The organism is Cellulomonas sp. KH9, from assembly GCF_900114185.1.
In the GTDB taxonomy this organism is placed as follows: Bacteria; Actinomycetota; Actinomycetes; order Actinomycetales; family Cellulomonadaceae; genus Cellulomonas.
On sequence record NZ_FOSE01000001.1, the window covers coordinates 369,547 to 389,303 of the forward strand.

Annotated in this window: 15 protein-coding genes; 7 read left to right on the plus strand and 8 right to left on the minus strand. The window is 74.5% G+C overall.

Translation table 11 applies throughout. The features are described 5' to 3' along the window. Positions 1–104 precede the first annotated feature (104 nt). Positions 105–2,303 (minus strand): hypothetical protein, encoded by a 2,199-nt coding sequence (locus tag BMZ16_RS01695; protein ID WP_143082721.1) that lies wholly within the window; start codon positions 2,301–2,303, stop codon positions 105–107. Between the two features lie 493 nt (positions 2,304–2,796). Here BMZ16_RS01695 and BMZ16_RS01700 point away from each other — a divergent pair, with 493 nt between their 5' ends. The 5 genes from BMZ16_RS01700 to BMZ16_RS01720 all read left to right on the plus strand — a co-directional run bounded on the left by BMZ16_RS01700 (position 2,797) and on the right by BMZ16_RS01720 (position 8,687). After that, positions 2,797–4,068: an extracellular solute-binding protein gene (locus BMZ16_RS01700; protein ID WP_089797886.1), complete on the plus strand. Its 1,272-nt coding sequence runs from the start codon at positions 2,797–2,799 to the stop codon at positions 4,066–4,068. A gap of 80 nt (positions 4,069–4,148) precedes the next feature. Further along, positions 4,149–5,108: a carbohydrate ABC transporter permease gene (locus tag BMZ16_RS01705; protein ID WP_089797887.1), complete on the plus strand. Its 960-nt coding sequence runs from the start codon at positions 4,149–4,151 to the stop codon at positions 5,106–5,108. Continuing rightward, on the plus strand, positions 5,105–6,007 hold the full coding sequence (locus tag BMZ16_RS01710) for a carbohydrate ABC transporter permease (protein WP_089797888.1): 903 nt from the start codon (positions 5,105–5,107) through the stop codon (positions 6,005–6,007). The genes BMZ16_RS01705 and BMZ16_RS01710 overlap by 4 nt, the downstream gene beginning before the upstream one ends. Positions 6,008–6,012: 5 nt before the next feature. Then, a complete protein-coding gene (locus BMZ16_RS01715; protein ID WP_143082722.1) occupies positions 6,013–7,080 on the plus strand; it encodes a LacI family DNA-binding transcriptional regulator in 1,068 nt (355 codons plus the stop codon). A 71-nt stretch (positions 7,081–7,151) separates the two neighbouring features. Then, positions 7,152–8,687 carry a glycoside hydrolase family 43 protein gene (locus tag BMZ16_RS01720; RefSeq protein WP_089797890.1) on the plus strand — a complete coding sequence of 512 codons (1,536 nt, stop codon included), beginning with the start codon at positions 7,152–7,154 and terminating at the stop codon, positions 8,685–8,687. Between the two features lie 85 nt (positions 8,688–8,772). Here the strand turns inward: BMZ16_RS01720 and BMZ16_RS01725 are convergent, their stop codons facing one another. The 4 genes from BMZ16_RS01725 to BMZ16_RS01740 form a co-directional block, all read right to left on the minus strand. Next, the gene (locus tag BMZ16_RS01725) at positions 8,773–10,143 is read right to left on the minus strand and encodes an ABC transporter substrate-binding protein (protein WP_089797891.1); all 1,371 of its coding nucleotides are present in this window, start codon (positions 10,141–10,143) and stop codon (positions 8,773–8,775) included. A 10-nt stretch (positions 10,144–10,153) separates the two neighbouring features. Beyond that, positions 10,154–11,107: a carbohydrate ABC transporter permease gene (locus BMZ16_RS01730; protein WP_218143295.1), complete on the minus strand. Its 954-nt coding sequence runs from the start codon at positions 11,105–11,107 to the stop codon at positions 10,154–10,156. 9 nt (positions 11,108–11,116) lie between these two features. Continuing rightward, positions 11,117–12,049 (minus strand): carbohydrate ABC transporter permease, encoded by a 933-nt coding sequence (locus BMZ16_RS01735; protein ID WP_089797892.1) that lies wholly within the window; start codon positions 12,047–12,049, stop codon positions 11,117–11,119. A gap of 62 nt (positions 12,050–12,111) precedes the next feature. Then, positions 12,112–14,310: an alpha-galactosidase gene (locus tag BMZ16_RS01740; protein WP_089797893.1), complete on the minus strand. Its 2,199-nt coding sequence runs from the start codon at positions 14,308–14,310 to the stop codon at positions 12,112–12,114. Positions 14,311–14,485: 175 nt separating this feature from the next. On the opposite strand from BMZ16_RS01740, the gene BMZ16_RS01745 reads away from it, so the two are divergent. Next, positions 14,486–15,634 carry an ROK family transcriptional regulator gene (locus BMZ16_RS01745; protein ID WP_089797894.1) on the plus strand — a complete coding sequence of 383 codons (1,149 nt, stop codon included), beginning with the start codon at positions 14,486–14,488 and terminating at the stop codon, positions 15,632–15,634. Positions 15,635–15,754: 120 nt separating this feature from the next. On the opposite strand, the gene BMZ16_RS01750 is transcribed toward BMZ16_RS01745, so the two are convergent. After that, a complete protein-coding gene (locus tag BMZ16_RS01750; RefSeq protein WP_369822488.1) occupies positions 15,755–16,354 on the minus strand; it encodes a LuxR C-terminal-related transcriptional regulator in 600 nt (199 codons plus the stop codon). Between the two features lie 89 nt (positions 16,355–16,443). Continuing rightward, a complete protein-coding gene (locus tag BMZ16_RS01755) occupies positions 16,444–17,679 on the minus strand; it encodes a sensor histidine kinase (RefSeq protein ID WP_089797895.1) in 1,236 nt (411 codons plus the stop codon). Positions 17,680–17,796: 117 nt separating this feature from the next. On the opposite strand from BMZ16_RS01755, the gene BMZ16_RS01760 reads away from it, so the two are divergent. After that, a complete protein-coding gene (locus BMZ16_RS01760) occupies positions 17,797–18,426 on the plus strand; it encodes a hypothetical protein (RefSeq protein ID WP_255366295.1) in 630 nt (209 codons plus the stop codon). Between the two features lie 122 nt (positions 18,427–18,548). Here the strand turns inward: BMZ16_RS01760 and BMZ16_RS01765 are convergent, their stop codons facing one another. After that, a complete protein-coding gene (locus BMZ16_RS01765; protein ID WP_255366296.1) occupies positions 18,549–19,670 on the minus strand; it encodes a Gfo/Idh/MocA family protein in 1,122 nt (373 codons plus the stop codon). Between the last annotated feature and the right edge of the window lie 87 nt (positions 19,671–19,757).

Below are 19,757 nucleotides of genomic sequence, written 5' to 3' on the forward strand. Positions count from 1 at the left end.
GCCGGACGCTCCCGGCAGCGGCGCCCGGCCCGGTCCGGCTCAGCGGTACCCGGTCAGCAGCGGTGCCCGATCAGCAGCGGTGCCCGATCAGTAGCGGTGCCCGATCAGTAGTAGTAGCCGAGGTGGTCGACGACGACGTGCGCGTGCGAGGTCATCGTCGTCACCGCGAGCTGCCGCGAGAGCGGGCTGGTGACGACGGCCAGGTTCGGTGCGTCCTCGCCGGGCGCGTAGTTGAGGACCGACGTGCTCGGCCGGGGGTCACCGCCGCCCCAGGCGATGACGTGGCCGAAGCCCACGCCCTGCGTCGCGGTGATGTTGACGACGTGGGCGACCGCGTCCGGCCGGGCGGTCACCGGGATCTCCCAGCCCACGGGCGGTCGGCCCACGCCCTCACGGGTGTCGTGGATCCGCGTGGTCGTGACGGGCCGGAAGCGCAGACCGTCGGTGCGGCTGCCGTCGTCGTACCAGCCCTGGACGTCGACGATGACGTGCGTGGTGCCGCGGGCGACGTTGCGCACCGCGATCCCGGGGCGTCCCGCGCGGTAGGAGACCGGGACCGTGGAGTGGTTGGCGATGGTCTGCCCCGCGACGAAGTTCGCGTTGGAGACCCCCGGGGCGGCACCCGCGCCCGACCAGGCGATGAGGTGCCCCTCGGTGCCGGGCTCGGTCACGGTGAGGTTGACGTCGACGGCGCTGACGGTGCCGGTGCCGTCCGGCAGGGTCACCGGGACCCAGACGACCTCGTCGGCGCGCAGGGCCGCGGCCGGGCCGGTGCCCCGGGCGGTGCGGGTGTCCAGGGCCCGCACGGGGTCGATCGGGTGGTACCCGCCGCCGTCGGTGCTCGTGCTGCTCGACGAGAGGAAGTAGCCCTGGACGTCCGCGAGGAGGTGGGTGGTCCCGCTGTCGTTGAACAGGGCGACCTGGTCGTGCTCGCCCAGCGGGAGGATGACCTGGTTCGGGCGGCTGCGGCCGGGCACCAGGTTGAGCGACGAGGTCGTCGGCAGCTCCGAGCCCGAGGGCCAGGCACGCACGTGCGTCGCGGTGCTCGCCTCCGTGCCGGTCACGTTGAGCAGCACCGCGAGCACGGCGTCGCGCGGGACCTCGGTGCCGGCGAGCGGGTCGAACCTCACCGAGGTGCTCGGTCCGACCGCCCCGGCCCGGACGCCGGTCCCGGTGCGCGTGTCGAGCACGCGCGTGGGCGGCAGCGCCACGAACTCGCCCTCGGACCCCCGGGGCACCGGGAGCGCCCCCCGGGTCACCGTCCGCGCGGACCAGAACGTCGCGCCGTCCCAGTGGGCGCCGATGCGGTACGCATGGTCCGCGCCCGCCACGGCCGAGGGGTCCGTCCAGGGCATCGTCACGTCGGCGGCGACCAGGGTGCTGTCGCGCATCACGTCGAAGGTCGCGGCCTCCGAGGTGGTGGTCAGCCGTACCCCGCCACGCACGGGGGTCGCCGTGAAGGTCGGCTGCGGCAGCTCCCACCAGTCGAGCTGGACCCAGGTGTAGGCCGTGCCGCCGGGTGACCCGTCGGGCGTCTCGAGGTGGGCGATGAACCCGCCGCGCAGCGGCTCCGGGTCGAACGTGAGGTCGATGCGGCAGGTCCCGCCGGGTGCGACGGTCACGCCGTCGCAGCCGTCCTGCGCGATGCCGTGGGGCGCGTCGAGCTCCTCGACGCGCGGGAACGACGACGGGCCGTAGGTCTGCGGTGCCGTCCCCGCGTTCGTGAGCACGACCGAGGCGCGCACCGTCCGCCCCGGGGGCAGCGGGGTGGGGGCGACCTTGCCGGGGGTCGAGGTGAACGCGTACGGCACGGCGCTGTTCCACCGCACCGAGCCCGAACGCTCCCTGCCGTCCCCGCACCCGACGACGTAGTCCGCGGCCAGGGAGGTCAGCCGGTCCGCGTCGTGCTCGACGTCCAGGACGTCCAGCTCGCCGCTCGTCGCCGTGCAGCCGTCGTCGGCGGTGAGCGACAGCTGCACGGTGGACGCGGTGGTCCCGACCGCGTGGCTGCCCACCGCGAGCCGGGGTGCGGCCTCGGGCGCCTGGACGTCGAGGCTCCTCACCGTGCCGCCGATCGCCGTGGTCGTCAGGCGCAGGGCGTCCGCCGGCCCGGGCAGCAGCGTCCCCACGATCGGGGCGGTCGGCGGCGTGTGGGACGCCGGCCGCCCGTAGGAGCGGTACGTGGCGGTGAGGGCGGACACGCGGTCGGCCGGCTGCGGCACCGCTGCCGCTCCCGCGGCGGGGACCACGACGGCAGCCGTCAGCGCGACGACGGTGCTGAGCACGAGAGGGCGACGGTTCACGGAGGTCCTCGCTGGTGGCGGGCCGGGGGTCGGATGGATCGCCGGTGGGCGCACGGCACCCCAGGGTCGGCAGCCGTGGAGTGGTGACAGCCTGCCAGTCGGGCGGTGCGCTCCGCAGGCGTTCGACGGACGGGATCGCGGTCTGTCGTGGGCCTGCTCGGGAGACGTCGGTGCGGGCGTCGTCGTCGTCCCGCCCCTGGACGGCGACGACGAAGGGTGGAGCCTCAGGGGCGGTCCGACCCCCGCAGGGGCCCGCGCCAGGACCCCGGCTCGCAGCGCGGTCCGCGGGCCGCACGGGCCTGCGGCACCGTCCTGCGGGGACGCGTGGGTCCTGCGATGCGCAACCCCGTGACGTGCGTCCTGTGGCGGTTTCACGGGCTTCGCCCGAGCCGGCACGCCTGCCCCGTTGACACCGTCGCGACGTCCCGAGACGCTTCCGGGACCGGTTCCGGAATCGGTACCGGAAGCGATTCCGTCACAAAGGAGTGAACCCATGCGCATCAAGGGAGCTGCGGCTGCCGCCGCGCTCGCGCTGACGCTCGCCGCCTGCAGCAGCGGCGCCGGCGAGACGGCCGGGGCCGACGAGGTCGTCATCGAGTGGTGGCACATCCAGACGCAGGAGCCCACGCGCAGTGTCTGGGCCGACGCCGCCGCCGCCTTCGAGGAGGCGAACCCGGGGGTCCGGGTCGAGATCACGGTCGCCAACGACCCCGACTTCAAGACCGCGCTCGACGCCCGCCTGCAGGCCAACGACCCGCCGGACCTGTTCCAGAGCTGGGGCGGCGGCGTGCTGCAGGCCCAGGTCGACGCCGGCATGGTCAAGGACCTCTCGTCCGACGTCTCCGGGTGGATCGACAACCTCGCGCCCGCAGCCGTCGACGCCATGAAGATCGACGACAAGCAGTACGCGGTGCCGTTCGACGCCGGGCTCGTCGGCTTCTGGTACAACACCGAGCTCTTCGCGGAGGTCGGCGTCACCGAGGCCCCCGAGACCTGGGACGACTACGTCGACGTCGTTGCCAAGCTGAAGGCCGCCGGCATCACGCCCGCCGCCGTCGGTGCGGGCGACAAGTGGCCGGCGATGTTCTGGTGGGCCGAGCTCGCGCTCGCCGCGGGCGGCACGGACCCGCTCGACGAGGCCGGGGCGACCGGGGCGTTCGACGCCGAGCCGTTCGTCGAGGCCGGCGAGCGCATCGTCGAGCTCGTCGACATGGGCGCCTTCCAGGAGGGCTTCCTCGGCATGAACTACGCCGACGCCGCCGGCGCGGCCAGCATGGTCGCCAACGGCCAGGCCGCCATGGAGCTGCAGGGCTCCTGGGGCCCCGGCACCCAGGCGTCCGTCGCCACCAACGGCGAGGGCCTGGGCGACAAGCTCTCGTGGTTCCCGTTCCCGACGCTCGGCGGTGACGGCGGCGCCAAGGACGTCGCCTTCGGTGGCGTCAACGCGTTCGCCGTCGGCAAGGACGCCCCCGCGGAGACGGTCGACCTCCTCGAGCACCTCACGAGCGTCGAGGTGCAGTCGAAGATGGGTGCCGGCGGCCAGCTGCTGCCCGTCGCCGACGGCGCCGAGGACTCGGTCGAGAACCCCCACCAGCGCGCCATCCTCGACACGTTCCGCACGCTGTCCGGCGTGCAGATCTACCTCGACCAGGCGTACGCGCCCGCCGTGGCGACGGCGATCAACGACAACGTCCAGGCGATCTTCGCCAAGACGTCGACGCCCCAGCAGGCCGCCGAGGCGATCGCCGAGGTCGCGCGCCGCTGACGCGGCACCGACCCCGACCGGCCGGCGCCGGGTCACCCCCACCCGGCGCCGGTCCCCGCCCCCGGACCGAGGACCTGCCCATGACTGCCACGACCACGACCACCGCCGGCGAGCGGCCCGCCGCCGTCGACGCCCCGCCCGCCCCACGCCGCCGACGCCCGCTGCGTACCGTCCTGCTGTTCCTGGCGCCCGGCCTCGCGCTGTACGCCCTGTTCGTCATCGCACCGCTCGCCCAGGCGATCGTCTACTCGCTGTTCCGGTGGAACGGCATGGAGCCGCTGACCGACCTCGTCGGGGCCGACAACTACCGCCGCCTCCTCGGGGACGCGTCGTTCCACCGTGCGCTGCTCAACAACGTGTCGGTGATCGGCGTCTCCCTGGCGGTCCAGCTGCCGATGGCGCTGTGGATCGCCACCCTGCTCAACGGGCAGTTCCGGGGGCGCGGGGTGTTCCGCGTCGTGTTCTTCGTGCCCTACGTCATCGCCGAGGTCGTCGCGGCCATCCTGTGGAAGCTGATCCTCGCCCCGGCGGGCCAGCTCAACGGGGCGCTCGACGCCGTCGGCCTGGAGTCGTGGACCCGGTCGTGGCTCGCCGAGCCGTCGCTCGTCATGGGCGCCGTGCTCGTCGTGGTGACGTGGAAGTTCTTCGGCTTCTACACGCTGCTGTTCCTCACCGCGCTGCAGTCCGTCCCGGGCGAGCACCTCGAGGCAGGGCGCATGGACGGCGCCAGCCGCGCGCAGATCTTCCGCTACATCACGTTCCCCGCGATCGGGCCGACCGCGCGCATCGCCGGGTTCCTGTCGATCGTCGGCTCGCTGCAGCTCTTCGACCTCGTGTGGGTCATGACCGCCGGCGGCCCCGTCGGCGCGTCGTCGACGATGGTCACCTACATGGTCGCCAGCGGCATGCGCAGCTACGAGTTCGGCTACGCCAGCGCCGTGGCCGTCGTGGTCGCCGGCCTGTCGTTCGTCGTCGCGATGCTCTACCAGCGCTTCGTCCTCGCCCGTGACAACGCCGACTCCTCCGAGGGGAACCGATGAGCGCCACCGACACCCCGGCCCGTTCCGCCGCGCGGCACGCGGCCCACGTCCCCGCGCGCCGCCGCTCGGCCCGGTTGGCGGGTGACGGTCGAGGGCCCCTCGGCTACGCCGTCCTCGTCGTGGCGGGCCTGCTCACGCTCTTCCCGTTCCTGTCCGGCGTCGTCAACTCGCTGCGCACGTCGGGCGAGATCGGCGCGGACCCCTGGGGCCTGCCCACCGACCCGGTGTGGAGCAACTACACCGACGTCCTCGGTGGTGGGCTGTTCTGGCAGACGCTGCTGAACTCGGTCGTCATCGCCGCGCTCACGCTCGTGCTGGTGCTCGTCGCCGGCACCACCGCCGCCTACGCCGTGTCACGCCTGCGGTTCCGCGGTCGCGAGTCCGTCTACTCGTTCTTCACGCTCGGCCTGCTGTTCCCGGCCGCCGTCGCGATCCTGCCGCTCTACCTCATGGTCCGGCAGCTCGGGCTCATGAACACCCCGCTCGGGGTCGCGCTGCCGCAGGCCGCGTTCGCCCTGCCCGTGACGATCGTCGTGCTCCGCCCGTTCTTCGCGGCCATCCCCCGGGAGATGGAGGAGGCAGCGCAGCTCGACGGCGCCGGCCACCTGCGGTTCTTCGTGCGGATCGTGCTGCCGATGTCGGTGCCGCCGCTCATCACCGTGTCGATCCTCGCGCTCGTGACCAGCTGGAACAGCTTCCTGCTGCCGCTGCTGATCCTGCCGTCGCAGGAGAGCTGGACGCTGCCGCTCGGGCTCAGCCAGTTCGCCGGGTCCTACCTCTTCGACACCGCGAAGATCCTTGCCTATACGATCCTGGCGATGCTGCCGACGATCCTCGTCTACGCGGTGGCCGAGCGACGGATCGTCCAGGGCCTCGCGGCCGGCGCGGTCAAGGGGTGAGCGGCATGGACCGGAACGACCGCTCGGGCACGCAGCCCGACACGGTGGTCCGCGCCCGGGACCCCGAGGTGCGCGGCCGGCTCACCCTCAAGGACATCGCCCGCATGGCCGGGGTGTCGCGCACCACCGCGTCACGCGTCCTCAACGGCCGCGGCGAGGTGCGTCCCGAGGTCCGGGCCCGCGTCGAGGCCGTCATCGCGGACACGGGCTACACCCCGCTGGCGTCGGCCAGGTCGTTGGTCTCCAACCGCACGGGGCTCGTCGGGTTCGTCGTGCCGCTGCGCACGGCCGCGCTCGTGCAGGACCCGTACTTCGTCGCCCTGCTGCAGGGGCTCAGCCGAGGCGCGACACGTCGCGGGCTGGCCGTCGCGCTCTTCCTGTTCGACGACGAGAGCGACCAGGACGGACTGGTCGACCGGGTCATCGGCCCGCGCCGCATCGACGGCCTCGTCATGAGCGCGTACCACACGCAGGACGAGCTGCTGGACCGGCTGGCGACGTACGACGTGCCCACCGTCACGATGGGCCCCACCGCGTGGCCCGACGTGTTCGGCTCGGTCATGGTCGACAACGTCGAGGGCGGGCGCATCGCGGCCCGGCACCTCCTCGAGATCGGCTGCACGCGCCCCGGGCTCGTCGGCGGGCCCCAGGACACGCAGTCGGGTGCCGAGCGCACCCAGGGCTTCCGTGAGGTGCTCGCCGAGGCGGGCGTCGCGCTGCCGGACGGCCGGGTGCGGCACGGGGACTTCACCGAGGCCAGCGGTGAGGCGCTCGTCGCCGAGCTCGACGACGTGGACGGCCTGTTCGTCGCGTCCGACGCCATGGCCGTCGGTGCCGTCCGCGGGCTGCGCGCCCGCGGGCTGCGCGTCCCGCAGGACGTGGCGGTCGTGGGCTACGACGACCTGCCGCTGGCTGCCGAGCACGACCCGCCGCTGACGACGGTCCGGCAGCCCATCGAGGGCATCGCGGTCGCGGCGCTCGACATGCTCGTCGACCTCATCGAGGACCCGACGCACGTCTCCACGTCCACGCTGCCCGTCGAGCTCGTCCGGCGCGCGTCGACCGCGCGCTGAGCGCCCGGACCCGCCGCCTCCCGCCCTCCCGCCCGCACGCCGGGCGGTCCGACCCTGCCCGGAGAGCCATCATGCCGACCTACACCAACCCGGTCCTCACCGGGTTCCACCCCGACCCGAGCATCTGCCGCGTGGGGGGCGACTTCTACCTGGTGACCAGCAGCTTCGAGTACTTCCCCGGGGTGCCGCTGTTCCACTCGACGGACCTCGTGCACTGGCGGCAGCTCGGTCACGTGCTCACGCGCCCGTCCCAGCTCGACCTGCTGGGAGCACCCGCGTCGGGCGGGCTGTTCGCCCCGACGATCCGGCACCACGACGGACGCTTCTACGTCACGGTGACCAACGTGGACGCCGGCGGGCACCTCCTCGTGTGGGCGGACGACCCGCAAGGTCCGTGGTCCGACCCGGTGGTCGTCGACCAGGACGGCATCGACCCGTCGTTGTTCTTCGACGAGGGCCGCTGCTACTTCACGTCCACGGTGGAGCCCGACCCGGCCCCGCCGCACCCGCTCGAGGTCGACTTCGTGCGCGGCGCGCAGCAGTGCGAGATCGACCCCGTGAGCGGTGAGCGGCTCACCGCCACGCGGTTCCTGTGGGCGGGCACCGGCGGCCAGTACCCCGAGGCGCCGCACCTGTTCCGCCGCGGTGACCTGTACTACCTCGTCCTCGCGGAAGGCGGCACCGCGCACGGGCACATGGTGACCGTGGCGCGCTCGTCGTCGCCCTGGGGCCCGTGGGAGCCGTGCCCGCGCAACCCCGTGCTCACCCACCGGTCGGCGCCGTCGCGTGTGCAGTCGGTCGGGCACGCGGACCTCGTGGAGCTCGCGGACGGGACGTGGTGGCTGGTCGCGCTGGGCGTCCGGACCGTGGGCGGCGGGTACCACACGCTCGGACGCGAGACGTTCCTCGCGCCGGTGGTGTGGGACGAGGACGGCTGGCCGGTGGTCGGCGCGGACGGGCGCATGCCCGACGTGGCGCAGGCGCCCGCGCTGCCGCCGTCGCCGGCGGACGACCCCGTCACGCTCGACGTCTTCGACGGACCCGCGCTCGCGCCGTACTGGAACACGCTGCGGCGCCCGCTGCCCCCCGAGGCCGCGGACCTGACCGCCCGGCCGGGTGCGCTGCGCCTGGTGGGCGGCCCGCACACCACCGACGACCCGCTGCTCGTGGCGCTGCTGCGCCGCCAGCAGCACCACGCCTGCACCTTCGCGGCGACGCTCGAGTTCGCACCCGGTGACGGGGACGAGGCCGGGCTCGTGGTCCGCGCCGACGAGGCGCACCACGTGGACCTGGCCGTCCGCGCCGCGGGCGGGGGGCGCGTCGTGGAGCTGCGGCAGCGCGTCGGGCCCGTCCGTGCGGTGCTCGCGTCGGGCGAGGTGCCGGACGGTGTGCTGGAGCTGCGCGTGGACGCCGAGCCGGAGTCCTACCGGTTCAGCGTCCGGCACGCCGACGGCGTCCTCGAGCTCGGCACGACCTCCAGCCGGTACGTCAGCACGGAGGTCGCCGGCGGGTTCACGGGCGTCTACCTGGGGATGTACGCGAGCGGCGACGGCGCATCCGCCCCGGCGCCCGCGTGGTGGACGCGCGCGGCGTACGCGCCCGCCTGACCTCCGTCCGTCGAACGGGGCGCCGGCGCGCACCGTTCGACGAGCGGTGGCCGGGTGGCCTGCTCGTCCTGGCCGGCGGACCGGCTCAGGAGTCGTCGGCCAGCACGGCGTTCACCCGGTCGTTCGCCGCCGCCAGGGACGACGGGTCCCGCTGCAGCGCGAGGACGGCGTCCATCGCCGGTGCCATCACGGACTGGATGCGCGCCCAGCTGCCCGTGACGGGTGCCTGCACGCCGGTGCCGTCCTCGACGTGGACGGCGAACGCCTGGGCGTCGACACCGAGCTCCTCGAAGGCGGCGACGGCGATCGTCGACGACTCCGCGATCGCCGGGAACACGCGGGCGTGCGTGGCGACCGCGTCCTGGCAGTCCCGGCCGGCGAGGTACTCGACCCAGCGCCACGCCTCGTCCGGGTGGGGCGTGCCGGCGTAGACGGCGTCGGACACCCCGTTGAACACGCTCGCGCGCTGCCCGCTGGGCCCGACGGGGGTCGGGGCGACCCGGATGTCCACGCCCTGCAGCTCCGACATGGCGCGCGCGTTCCAGGCGCCCTCCACGAGCGTGGCGTACGCACCCGACCCCATGGACTCGATCACCCCGATGCCGGAGGTCGCCGCCGCCAGCGGGGGCATGTAGCCCTTCTCGATGAGTGAGCGGTACCAGCCGATGGTCTCGATGAACGCCGGGTCGTCGTACGCCAGCCGGGTGGGCCAGGGGTTCCGGTCGGCGTAGGTCCAGCCGGTGCTCAGCGCGAACGACGCCCACTGGGCCTGCCCGAAGCCGCCGCCCGCCTCGCCGTAGCCCATGCCGTAGACCGCGACCCGCTCGCTGTCGAAGCCGGGCTCGTCCCCGCGCACGCCGTTGCGGTCCACGGTCAGGCGGGCGAGCAGCCGCTCGAACGACCCGCCGTCCTGCGGGTTCCACTCCAGCCGCCACATCTCCGCGGGGTCGATGCCGGCCTCGGCGAGCAGGTCGGCGTTGTAGTAGAGCCCGACCGTGTCCCAGTCCTTCGGCATGCCGTACAGGCCGCCGTCCGCCCCGCGCCACAGGTCGACGAGCCCGGGCTGGTACTGGTCGAGGTCGATCCCCGACTCCTCGACGCGGTCCTCCAGGTCGAGGATCTGCCCGAAGCCCGCGTACTTGCCGAACTGCTGGGTGTGGTCGACGAAGACGTCGGGGGCGCTCTCGGCGACCATCCGCGCGGTCAGCTGGGTCCAGTAGTCCTCCCAGCCGTACTGCTCGATGTTGACCCGGACGTCGGGGTTCGCGGCCTCGAACGCGCTCGCGCACTCCTGGTAGGCCGGCAGCTGGTTGGCGTCCCACATCCAGTAGGTCAGCGTCACCGGCCCGTCGCCCTCGCCGGCGGCGGCGCACCCGCCCAGCGCGAGCGCCGCGGCCGCGACGAGCGCTGCGGCACGGGTGGGACGGTGCCTGCGGCGGTCGTCCGTCTGCGTCATGGCGCGCACCTCACTTGATCCCGGTGAAGCCGATGGAGCTGACGATGCGCTTCCCGAGCGCGACGAACAGCAGGACGATGGGCAGGGCCGCCACGAGCGTCGCGGCCATGAGCCCGGACCAGTCGGGACTGCCCTGCGGCGTCTGGGAGCGGAAGATCCCCAGTGCCACGGTCAGGACGCGCACGTCCTCGCTCTGCCCCACCAGCAGGGGCCAGAAGTACTCGTTCCACGCGGCGATGTAGGTGAGGACCGCCAGCGTCGTGATCGGCGCGCTCGCCATCGGCAGCATGATCCGCAGGAACACCCGGGCGTGCCCGGCGCCGTCGAGCATCGCGGCCTCCTCCAGCTCGCGCGGCACGCCCAGCAGGAACTGCCGGACGAAGAAGACGGCGAACGGCGTCATGAAGAACGTCGGCAGCACGAGCGCCGGGAACGTGTTGAGCAGCCCCAGCTCCTTCATCAGCACGAAGTTGGGGATCGCCGTGAAGATGCCCGGGACCATCAGCGCCGAGAGGAAGACGGCGAAGACGGTGTCCCGGCCGCGCCAGTGCAGCCGCGCGAAGGCGAAGGCCGCCATCGCGGAGAAGAACACCTGCCCGACCGTGATCGACGTGGCGACCACGACGGAGTTGCGCAGGTACAGCCAGAAGTCGATCCGGCCACCGGCACCGCCCTGCGCGAGCGACTCCTCGAGCGTGGTCAGCCCGAACACGCGGCGGAAGGCGTCGAGGGTGAAGTCGGCCGGCAGCAGGTTGTCCGCCTGCGCGGCCAGCGCGCGGTTGTCGGAGAACGCGGTGCGCAGCATCCAGTAGAACGGGAACAGCGTGATCAGCAGGATCACCACCAGGGCGGCCCAGCCGAGCACGCGCTGCCACCGCACGGGCGGGCGTCGGCGCGGGGGGCGGTGCTCCGAGGCCTCGGGTGGTGCCGGCTCGGCGAGGGTGCGGGGGGTCGTCGTCGACACGGTGCCTCCTCAGGCGTTGTCCGACTCGTTCGCGCGCAGCAGCCGCAGCTGCACGATCGCGACGACGAGCAGGACGACGAACAGGACGACCGAGATCGCGGACGCGTACCCGAAGTCGAGCTGGGCGAACGCGAGGTCGTAGATGTAGAGGTAGACGACGCGGGTGGCGTCCACCGGACCGCCGCCGGTGGTCACGGCGACCGTGTCGAAGACCTGGAACGAGCCCGTGACCGTCACGACCAGCACGAGGGCGAGCACGGGCCGCAGCAGCGGCAGCGTGATCGAGCGGAACTGGCGCCACGCCGACGCCCCGTCGATCGCCGCGGCCTCGTACACCTGCGGCGAGATCGTCTGCAGGCCGGCGAACAGCAGCAGCGCGGTGTAGCCCAGGTGCCGCCACACGTTGATCAGGGCGATGGTCGGGATCGCCAGGGCGGGGTCGCCGAAGAAGGCCTGCGCGTCCACGCCGACGTACCCGAGCAGCACGTTCACCACGCCGATCTGGTAGTCGAGCATGAAGTACCAGACGAGCGCGACGACCACGTTCGCGACGAAGTAGGGCAGCAGCGCGATGCCGCGCACGAGGATCGAGCGGGTCATGCGCTGCAGCAGCACCGCCAGCGCGATGGCCAGCAGCGTCTGCACGACGATGTTGATCACCACGTAGTACGCGGTGACGCCCATCGCGTTCCAGAACTGCGGGTCGGCCGCCAGGCGCCGGTAGTTCTCGAGCCCGACGAACGAGCCCGGCGCGAGCACCGCGTAGTCGGTGAGGCTGAACCACGCCCCCCGCACCGCCGGCACGAGGTAGAAGACGACGAAGCCGATCGTCGCGGGGACGAGGAACAGCACGGCGGCGCCGAGGTCCCCGCGCCGGCGGGGCCGCGGGGGCGGGCGCCGCCGGTCGGTGCCGGGCGGTGCGGGTGGGGTCGCGACAGTCATCTCGGTGCTCCTCTCGCGCCGTTGCGAGGGTGGGGGGGCGGGCGGTGCGGTGGGGTGTCGCGTCAGGCGGCGGTCAGGTGCAGCAGGACGGTGCGCTCGGGGTGCTGCTGCGGCAGCTGCACGCCCACGGTCGCCAGCGAGCGTCCGCTCAGGCGCGTGCCGTGCCCCCACCAGCGGGGCAGCCCGCCCCGGTGGTGGGGCGCGATGTGGTCCGCCGGGGCCAGCGGGCGCACGTCGTACGTCGTGCCCGGGTCCAGGCCCGGGATGCGCAGCCGGCCGGGCGGCGCCCACACCCCGGCGGCGACCTGCACGACCGCGACGACCGCCTCCCGGCCGTCGAGGGCGACGACGCCGTGCACCCGCAGGGCCGGGTCCGGGTCGTCCGTGCGCAGGGTGCGCCCGTGGTGCAGCAGGTCCCGGTGCTCCTGGTAGGTCGCCACCCAGCGGGCGACCTCCGCACGTTCGGCGGGGGTGGCGGCCGTGAGGTCCCACTCCACCCCCAGGTGGCCGAACAGCGCCGTCGCACCCCGGAAGGACAGGTCGTGGTGGCGGCCCGTGGTGTGCGACGCGGGGGAGCCGATGTGCGAGCCCAGCATCTCCGGCGGCACCAGCAGGCCCGTGCCGGCCTCGATGGTCTGCCGTTCGAGCGCGTCGATCGTGTCCGACGTCCAGACCCGGTCGGTGCGCTCGAGGATCCCCAGGTCGACGCGCCCGCCGCCCCCGGAGCACGACTCGAACTCGACCTGCGGGTGCCGGGCGCGGAGCGCGTCCAGCAGCCGGTACGCCGCGAGCGTCTGCGCGTGCACCCCGGCAGCGCCGGTGGGCGTGTGGCCCGCGTCGACGAGGTCGCGGTTGTGGTCCCACTTGACGTAGCCGATCGCGTACTCGGTGAGGATCGCGTCCATCTGGCCGAAGACGTGGTCCCACGCCCCCGGGTGCGCGAGGTCGAGGACCTGCTGGTGACGGGAGGGCGGCGGCATGCGCCCGCCCGTCTGCAGGATCCACTCGGGGTGCCGGCGGGCCAGGTCGGAGTCGGGGTTGACCATCTCCGGCTCGAACCACAGGCCGAACTCCATGCCGGCGGCGGTGACGTGGTCGACCAGGGGGTGCAGACCGTCCGGCCAGACGTCGGGGTCGACGACCCAGTCGCCGAGCCCGGCGGTGTCGTCGCGCCGGCCGCGGAACCAGCCGTCGTCGAGCACGTAGCGCTCGATCCCGGCCGCCGCGGCGGCGTCGGCCAGTGCCGTCAGCCGCGTCAGGTCGTGGTCGAAGTAGACGGCCTCCCACACGTTGATCAGCGCCTTGCGGGGGGTGCGCGGGTGCCGCGGGCGCGAGCGCAGGTACGCGTGGAACCGGTGCGAGAGCGCGTCGAGCCCGTCCCCGTACGACCCGTACAGCCAGGGGCTGGTGTAGGTCTCGCCCTCCGCGAGCCGCACCTCCCCGGCGAGCAGCAGCTCGCCGCCGCCCAGCACGCGTGTCCCGGACGGCATGACCTGCTCGGCGAACGCACGGGTGTTGCCGGACCAGGCGACGTGCACGCCCCAGACCTCGCCGCTGCGGTGGCCGAAGCCGTGCCGGCCGGCGAGCAGCAGGAGCGTGCCGTCGTGGGCTCGGGCCCGCCGGGACTCGCGCAGGTGCGTGCCCGCGACGAAGGGGTGCCGCTGCGGGCTGCGCTCGCGCAGGTGCCGCCCCGTGAAGTCGAGGATCTCGTCGGCCTCGCGCGGCACCGGCAGGGCGAGGTCGATCCCGCCGAGGGTGAACACGCCGTCGCCGGTGCTCGTCAGCCCGGCGCGCGTGCGCAGCGCACCGTCCGGCAGCAGCTCGAGCTCGAGCCGCAGGGCGAGGCGGGCCACCTCGTCGGACGCGGTGACGACGACGCGGTGCGCGACGGGGGCCCCGTCGCGCTCGACGTCGTGGGTGACCGTGACGTCGTCGACGGCGAACGCCGTGGAGAAGTCGGCGCCGTCGCGGTGACCGGTGACGCCCGGCGTGCCCAGCCACCCCGCCGACTGCTCCGGCAGGAGCGCGAGGGGGACCGGGTGGTCGACCGTGGCCGAGCTGACGGGCGGCACGGCCGTGGCGCGCAGCTGCTCGAGCTCGGCGGGACCGGGGTCGCCGAGGTGGGCGCCCCAGTGCAGGACCCGCGGGAGCATCCCCTCGGAGACGTCGAGCACGAGGCTGACGCCGGCGGCGCTCAGGTGCAGCGGGGAGGGCACGGGACGGTCCGCCAGGGGGGCGGCGACAGGGGACGTCTGCGTCATCGGAGAGGACCTCTTCGTCGGAGGCCATAAGTTCTATGACAGAACCTATTTCGGACGCAACACCCGGACCGGTCGAATCGGCCCGCGGTGCTCGCTGCACGCTTAGGGTCATTTCCTTTCGGCAAGGAAGGATCGAGGCGCGGTGACGGCACCCTCCCTCGGGCAGACTGGCGCAGTGTCCGCCACCACCTGGGTGCCGTTGGCCGGTGCCGCGCACCGGATCGCCGTCGAGGTGCTGCTGCACGGACCGCTGTCCCGCGCCGAGCTCGCGCGTCGCGTCGACCTGTCGGCCGGCAGCCTGACCCGCCTCACCAAGCCCCTGGTCGACCACGGGCTCCTGGTGGCGACCGAGGTCGCGCCCACCGGCTCCCGCCTCGGACGGCCCTCGCAGCCCCTCGACGTCGTCGCGGCCGCGCACCACTTCGTCGGCGTCAAGCTCACCGGCGACCACGCCCACGGGGTCCTCGCCACGCTGCGCGCCGAGGTGGTCGCCACCGCGGGGCGTCCGCTGACCGACCACGCGCCGGACGCCGTCGCGGACGTCGTGGCCGAGGTGGTCGCCGAGCTCGTGGGCACCGGTGGGCGGCCGGTGACGGCGGTCGGCGTGAGCCTCGGCGGCGACGTCGCGCGCGCCACGGACGTCGTCCGCGCGCCGTTCCTGCACTGGCACGACGCGCCGGTGCCGCTGGGCGGGCTCGTGCACGAGCGCACCGGGCTGCCGGTCGTGGTCGCGAACGACGTCACCGCGCTCACCGCCTCGACGCACTGGTTCGGCGAGGGACGCGGAGCCCCGACCTTCGCCCTCGTCACCGTCGGGGCGGGTGTGGGGTTCGGTCTGGTCGCGCACGACCGGCTCGTCGCGGGCGACGGCACGGGGACCGGGCGCATCGGGCACCACCCGCTGTCCGCGACCGGCCCGGTCTGCGACCGGGGGCACCGCGGCTGCGCGACGTCCCTGCTGACGATCGGCTCCCTCACCGCGCAGGTGTCGGTCGCGCACCGGCGGGAGGTGTCCTACGACGAGGTGCTCGACCTCGCGCAGGCCGGCGACCCCGCCGCGCACCGCGTCGTCGACGACGCGGGTGTCGGGCTCGGGCGGCTCGTCACGGCCGCGGCAGGGTTCACGTCCGCGCCGCTCGTCGTGCTCGGCGGCGAGGGGGTGCGTCTGGCGGAGGTGGCGCGCGACGCGGTCGCGCGGGGCATGGCGGTCGACCGCGACCCCGCGGCGGTCCCACCTCGCCTCGCCCTGCAGTCCCCGTCGTTCACGCAGTGGGCGCGCGGCGCGGCGGTCATCGCGATCCGCACGTTCGTGCTCGGCGCCTGAGCCGGCGCCGGCGCCGGCCGAGCGCGGTCCGGCGACGACCGCGGGCCGCCGTCCCCCTGCGGGTGGCCGGCACGGCCGTCCGTGCCGGACCGCTGACGCCCTGCGGTCACCGGCCACCCGTCACCCGGAGCCGCGCAGGTCCCGCGCCAGCACGCCCGCCTGCAGCCGCGTGCGCACGCCCAGCTTGGCCAGCACGTGGCTGACGTGGGACTTCACGGTCGTCTCCGAGACCACGAGCCGTGCGGCGATGTCCGCGTTCGACAGCCCGTCGCCCAGGGCGTCGAGGACGTCGCGCTCGCGGGCGGTGAGGCTCGCGACGCGGTCGTCGGCGGGGGTCGCGGCGGGCGCGGCGGCGCGGACGTGGGACGCGACCGCGTCGAGCAGCCGGCGCGTGACCTCAGGCGCGAGGACGCCCTCCCCGGCGGCCACCCGGCACACCGCGTCGACCAGCTCGCCCGCACCCACGGTCTTCAGCAGGAACCCGGCCGCCCCCGCCCGGACCATGCCGAGCACGTACTCGTCGAGGTCGAACGTCGTCAGCGCCACGACCTCGGCCAGCCGCTCGCCGACGATCGCGGCCGTCGCGGTGATCCCGTCGGTGCCCGGCATCCGCACGTCCATGAGCACGACGTCGGGGCGCAGCGCGCGCGTCTGGCGCACCGCGACGTCCCCGTCGGTGGCCTCGCCCACGACCTGCACCCGCCCGGACTGCTCGAGCATGATCCGGAGCCCGGCGCGGATCGCCGCGTGGTCGTCGGCCAGCAGCACGGTGACCGGGGCCCGGGGGGTCGTGGTCGTCGTCGGGTCGCTCACCGCTCGTCTCCCGGTCGCCGGGGGAGGCGGGCGTGCACACGCCACACCGTCCCGGTGGGTGCCGCCGTCAGGGTCCCGCCCAGGGCGGTCGCGCGCTCGCGCATGGTCTGCAGGCCCGTGGACGACGTCAGCGCCGGGTCGACGGGCAGGGCGTCGGTCCGCAGCGCGTTCTCGACGACCATCTCCAGGTCGTCGCCGCCGGCCGTGAACCGCACCGTCGCGCGCCCGGTCCCGTGCTTGCGGGCGTTGGTCGCCGCCTCCTGCAGGATGCGGAACGCCGCGTGGTCGACGGCGGCGGGCAGGTGCGCCGGCACGCCGCCGACGACGTCCACGTCGAGGTCCGCGACGCGCGCCAGACCGGCCGGTGCGGTGGCCGCGTCGGCGTCCGCACCCGCGCGCAGCACCAGGATCATCGACCGCATCTCCGCCAGCGCGTCGAGCGACCCGGCCCGTGCGGCTGCCAGCGCCGCGCGGTCCCGCGCCTCGTCGGGCGGGGCGGCGAGGGCCGCCTCGGCGTGGATCGCCACGGCCGACAGGTGCCCGGCGACCACGTCGTGCAGGTCCCGTGCCATGCGCGCGCGCTCGTCCTGCACGGCGCGGTCGCGGTCGAGCGCGGCGATGCGCGCGACGTCCTCGGCGTGGGCGCGGGCCAGGTCGGCGCGGGCGCGCTCGGCGTCGGCGCGACGCGACTGCTCGGCCGTCAGCTCCTGCGAGCGACGCACGTCGGAGCCCCACCACCACGGCGGCAGCAGCAGCGACCCGGCGACGAGCGTCAGCTGCACGACGTCCCGCGCGGACGCCCCCACGACGACGGTCGCCACGAGCACCCCGAGCACGAGCGTGACCAGCACCCCGAGCACGACCGCCCGAGCGCGCGGGGCCGCGTCCCGGGCGACCGTGAACAGCGCGTCGAACAGCACCAGGTACATACCCAGGCTGCCGCCCAGCGCCACGTCCACGGCGAGCAGCACCGTGACCACCGCGAGGACCGGCACCGGGTGCCGCCGCTTGTGCAGCAGCGCGGTCGTCGCCAGCAGCAGCACGCCCACCTGCCACGGGAGCGTGCCGCCGGGCAGGTCGGCGACCGGCTCGTCCACGCCGATCATGCGCACGTCGAGCACGAGCAGCACCAGCCCCACGACGAGCAGCGCCACCGCGTAGGCGCGGTCGGCAGCCGGCCCGCGCGGCGGCGTGCGCACCCACCGCGCGAGGGCGGCGAGGCGGGAGGTCATGCACCCATCCCAGCACGTCCGTGATCTGGGGTTCTCGTCCGAACGGACGAGACGGCGCCCGCGGGTCGGTCCGAACGCCGGACGCGCCCGTGCGGGTCCGCGCGGCACCGTCGAGGCATGGAGATCGTCGAGTGGGTCCGCGACCACCCCGTCGCCGCGCTGGTCATCGCGTGCGAGGTCGCGTTCTGGGTGTTCCTCGCCGCGGCCGTCGTCGCGCGCTACCTGTTCCGCCGCCGGCGGCTGTCGACCGTGCTGCTGCTGTGCGAGCCGCTCATCGAGGTCGTCCTGCTGGTCGCCACGGTCACCGACCTGCTGCGCGGCGCCGAGGCGACGTGGACGCACGGGCTCGCGGCGCTCTACCTCGGGTTCACCGTGGCGTTCGGCCGCTACACGGTGCGCAAGGTCGACGGCTGGGTGGCGTGGCGGTTCTTCGACGGGCCCCGCCCGCCGCGCGTGCCGTCGGGCGGACGGGCCAAGGTCGTCCACGAGTGGCGGCTGTGGCTGCGGGTGCTGCTGGCGTGGGTCGTCTCCGTCGCGATCCTCGGCGTCCTGCTGCTCATCGCCGACGACGCCACCCAGCGGGAGGTCCTGCTCGGGTGGGCCGGGCGCGCGACGCTCGTGATGGGCATCTGGTTCGTCGCCGGGCCGGTGTGGCAGGTGTTCGCCGACTCCGCCGAGGGCGACGACCCGGCCCCGGACGACGCACCGGCCACGCCGGCCGACCACCCCACCGGCACCACTCCCTGACGCCCGCGCCGGGCGTCCCGGGACGCGGACGGCGGGGAGGCCGACGGGACGGGGAGGCCGACGGGACGCGGGCGCGGTCAGGGGTGCTGGTCAGGAGAGCGGCGGAGTGGCGGGGCAGGCCCTCACAGGGCGTCGGCCCAGGGCTCCGCCGCCGTCGTCACCGGCTCGCCCGTGCGCGCCGCCTCCTCGATCGCCAGGCCCAGCAGGTGGTCCTGGCAGCCGTCGGCCAGCGGGTACGGCGCGGGGCCGTCACCGCGCACCCACGCGCCGGTGTCCGCCAGCAGGTGGGCGACCGCGAGGTCGTCGTCGGCGAGCCGGGCACCCTCGAACGGGTTGCGGTACAGCACCCGGCCGTCCATCGACAGGTGCTGCAGGTCGAAGCCCTCGAGGTTCTGCTCGACGCCGGACTGCCGGCGTTCGATGCGCGACGTGACGACGGTCCGGCCGTCCACCCACCGGGTCACGGTGTCGTCGACGATCTCGCCGTGGGACCCCCGCACGACGACCCGGTTGGCGCGCAGCGGGTTGTACCACTGGTTGTCGGTGAAGTCGTAGAGCACGGTGCGACCGTCGCCCAGGTCGAGCGTCGCGAGGATCGAGCGGGTCGGTGCGGCCTCGGTGGCGTCCGTCCAGCCGTGCCGCCCGACGGGGTCCAGCAGCGGTGCCGTGGCCGTCTGCGCGCGGACCGTGACCGGGCCGCGCCCGGCGCCCAGCAGGTGCCGGGCCAGCCCGACCGCGTGGTACAGGTGCGTCGAGGAGATCTGCACGCTCGTCGGCGTGCCGATGGCCCCGGACGCCACGACGGCGCGTCGTGCCTGGTGGGCGGGCATGGCCGGCGAGTGCTCGGCGACCTGCACGAGCCCGGTCGTGCCGACGTCCGCCCACAGCGCGCGCAGACCCGCGACGTCGGGCGCGGGCGGGGTCTCGGCGAGCACGGGGACGGAGGCGTCGACGATCTCGCGCACCGCGTCCGGCGTGACCGGCCAGGGCGTCGCGGTCACGATCAGCTCGGGACGGTCGGGTGCGGGGCCCGCACCCGGCACAGCGCCCGTGACCAGCTCCTCGATGGTGCGGACCGTCGGCACGCCCCACCCGGCCTCGACCTGCGCACCGCGCTCGGCGGTGCGGGTGACGACCCCGACGCACCGGAACCGGTCCGGCACCAGGCGCGCCACGCGCACGAAGAACTCGGCCCGCCACCCGGACCCCACGACCCCGAACCGGATCGGCTGCTGCTGCGTCACACGGACCTCCTCGTCCTCGCGCCCGACCCTAGCCGCGCCGGACCGGGACCTCCCCCCGGGGTCGTGCGTTCCGGATGCCGACCGGCC

Bases quoted from the DNA above. Each gene is read 5' to 3' on its own strand.
- BMZ16_RS01750 (WP_369822488.1), bottom strand. From the start codon at position 16,354: ATGCTCGAGCAGTCCGGGCGGGTGCAGGTCGTGGGCGAGGCCACCGAC.
- BMZ16_RS01760 (WP_255366295.1), top strand. From the start codon at position 17,797: ATGGAGATCGTCGAGTGGGTCCGCGACCACCCCGTCGCCGCGCTGGTC.
- BMZ16_RS01720 (WP_089797890.1), top strand. From the start codon at position 7,152: ATGCCGACCTACACCAACCCGGTCCTCACCGGGTTCCACCCCGACCCG.
- BMZ16_RS01735 (WP_089797892.1), bottom strand. From the start codon at position 12,049: ATGACTGTCGCGACCCCACCCGCACCGCCCGGCACCGACCGGCGGCGC.
- BMZ16_RS01755 (WP_089797895.1), bottom strand. From the start codon at position 17,679: ATGACCTCCCGCCTCGCCGCCCTCGCGCGGTGGGTGCGCACGCCGCCG.
- BMZ16_RS01740 (WP_089797893.1), bottom strand. From the start codon at position 14,310: ATGACGCAGACGTCCCCTGTCGCCGCCCCCCTGGCGGACCGTCCCGTG.
- BMZ16_RS01700 (WP_089797886.1), top strand. From the start codon at position 2,797: ATGCGCATCAAGGGAGCTGCGGCTGCCGCCGCGCTCGCGCTGACGCTC.
- BMZ16_RS01705 (WP_089797887.1), top strand. From the start codon at position 4,149: ATGACTGCCACGACCACGACCACCGCCGGCGAGCGGCCCGCCGCCGTC.
- BMZ16_RS01725 (WP_089797891.1), bottom strand. From the start codon at position 10,143: ATGACGCAGACGGACGACCGCCGCAGGCACCGTCCCACCCGTGCCGCA.
- BMZ16_RS01710 (WP_089797888.1), top strand. From the start codon at position 5,105: ATGAGCGCCACCGACACCCCGGCCCGTTCCGCCGCGCGGCACGCGGCC.
- BMZ16_RS01715 (WP_143082722.1), top strand. From the start codon at position 6,013: ATGGACCGGAACGACCGCTCGGGCACGCAGCCCGACACGGTGGTCCGC.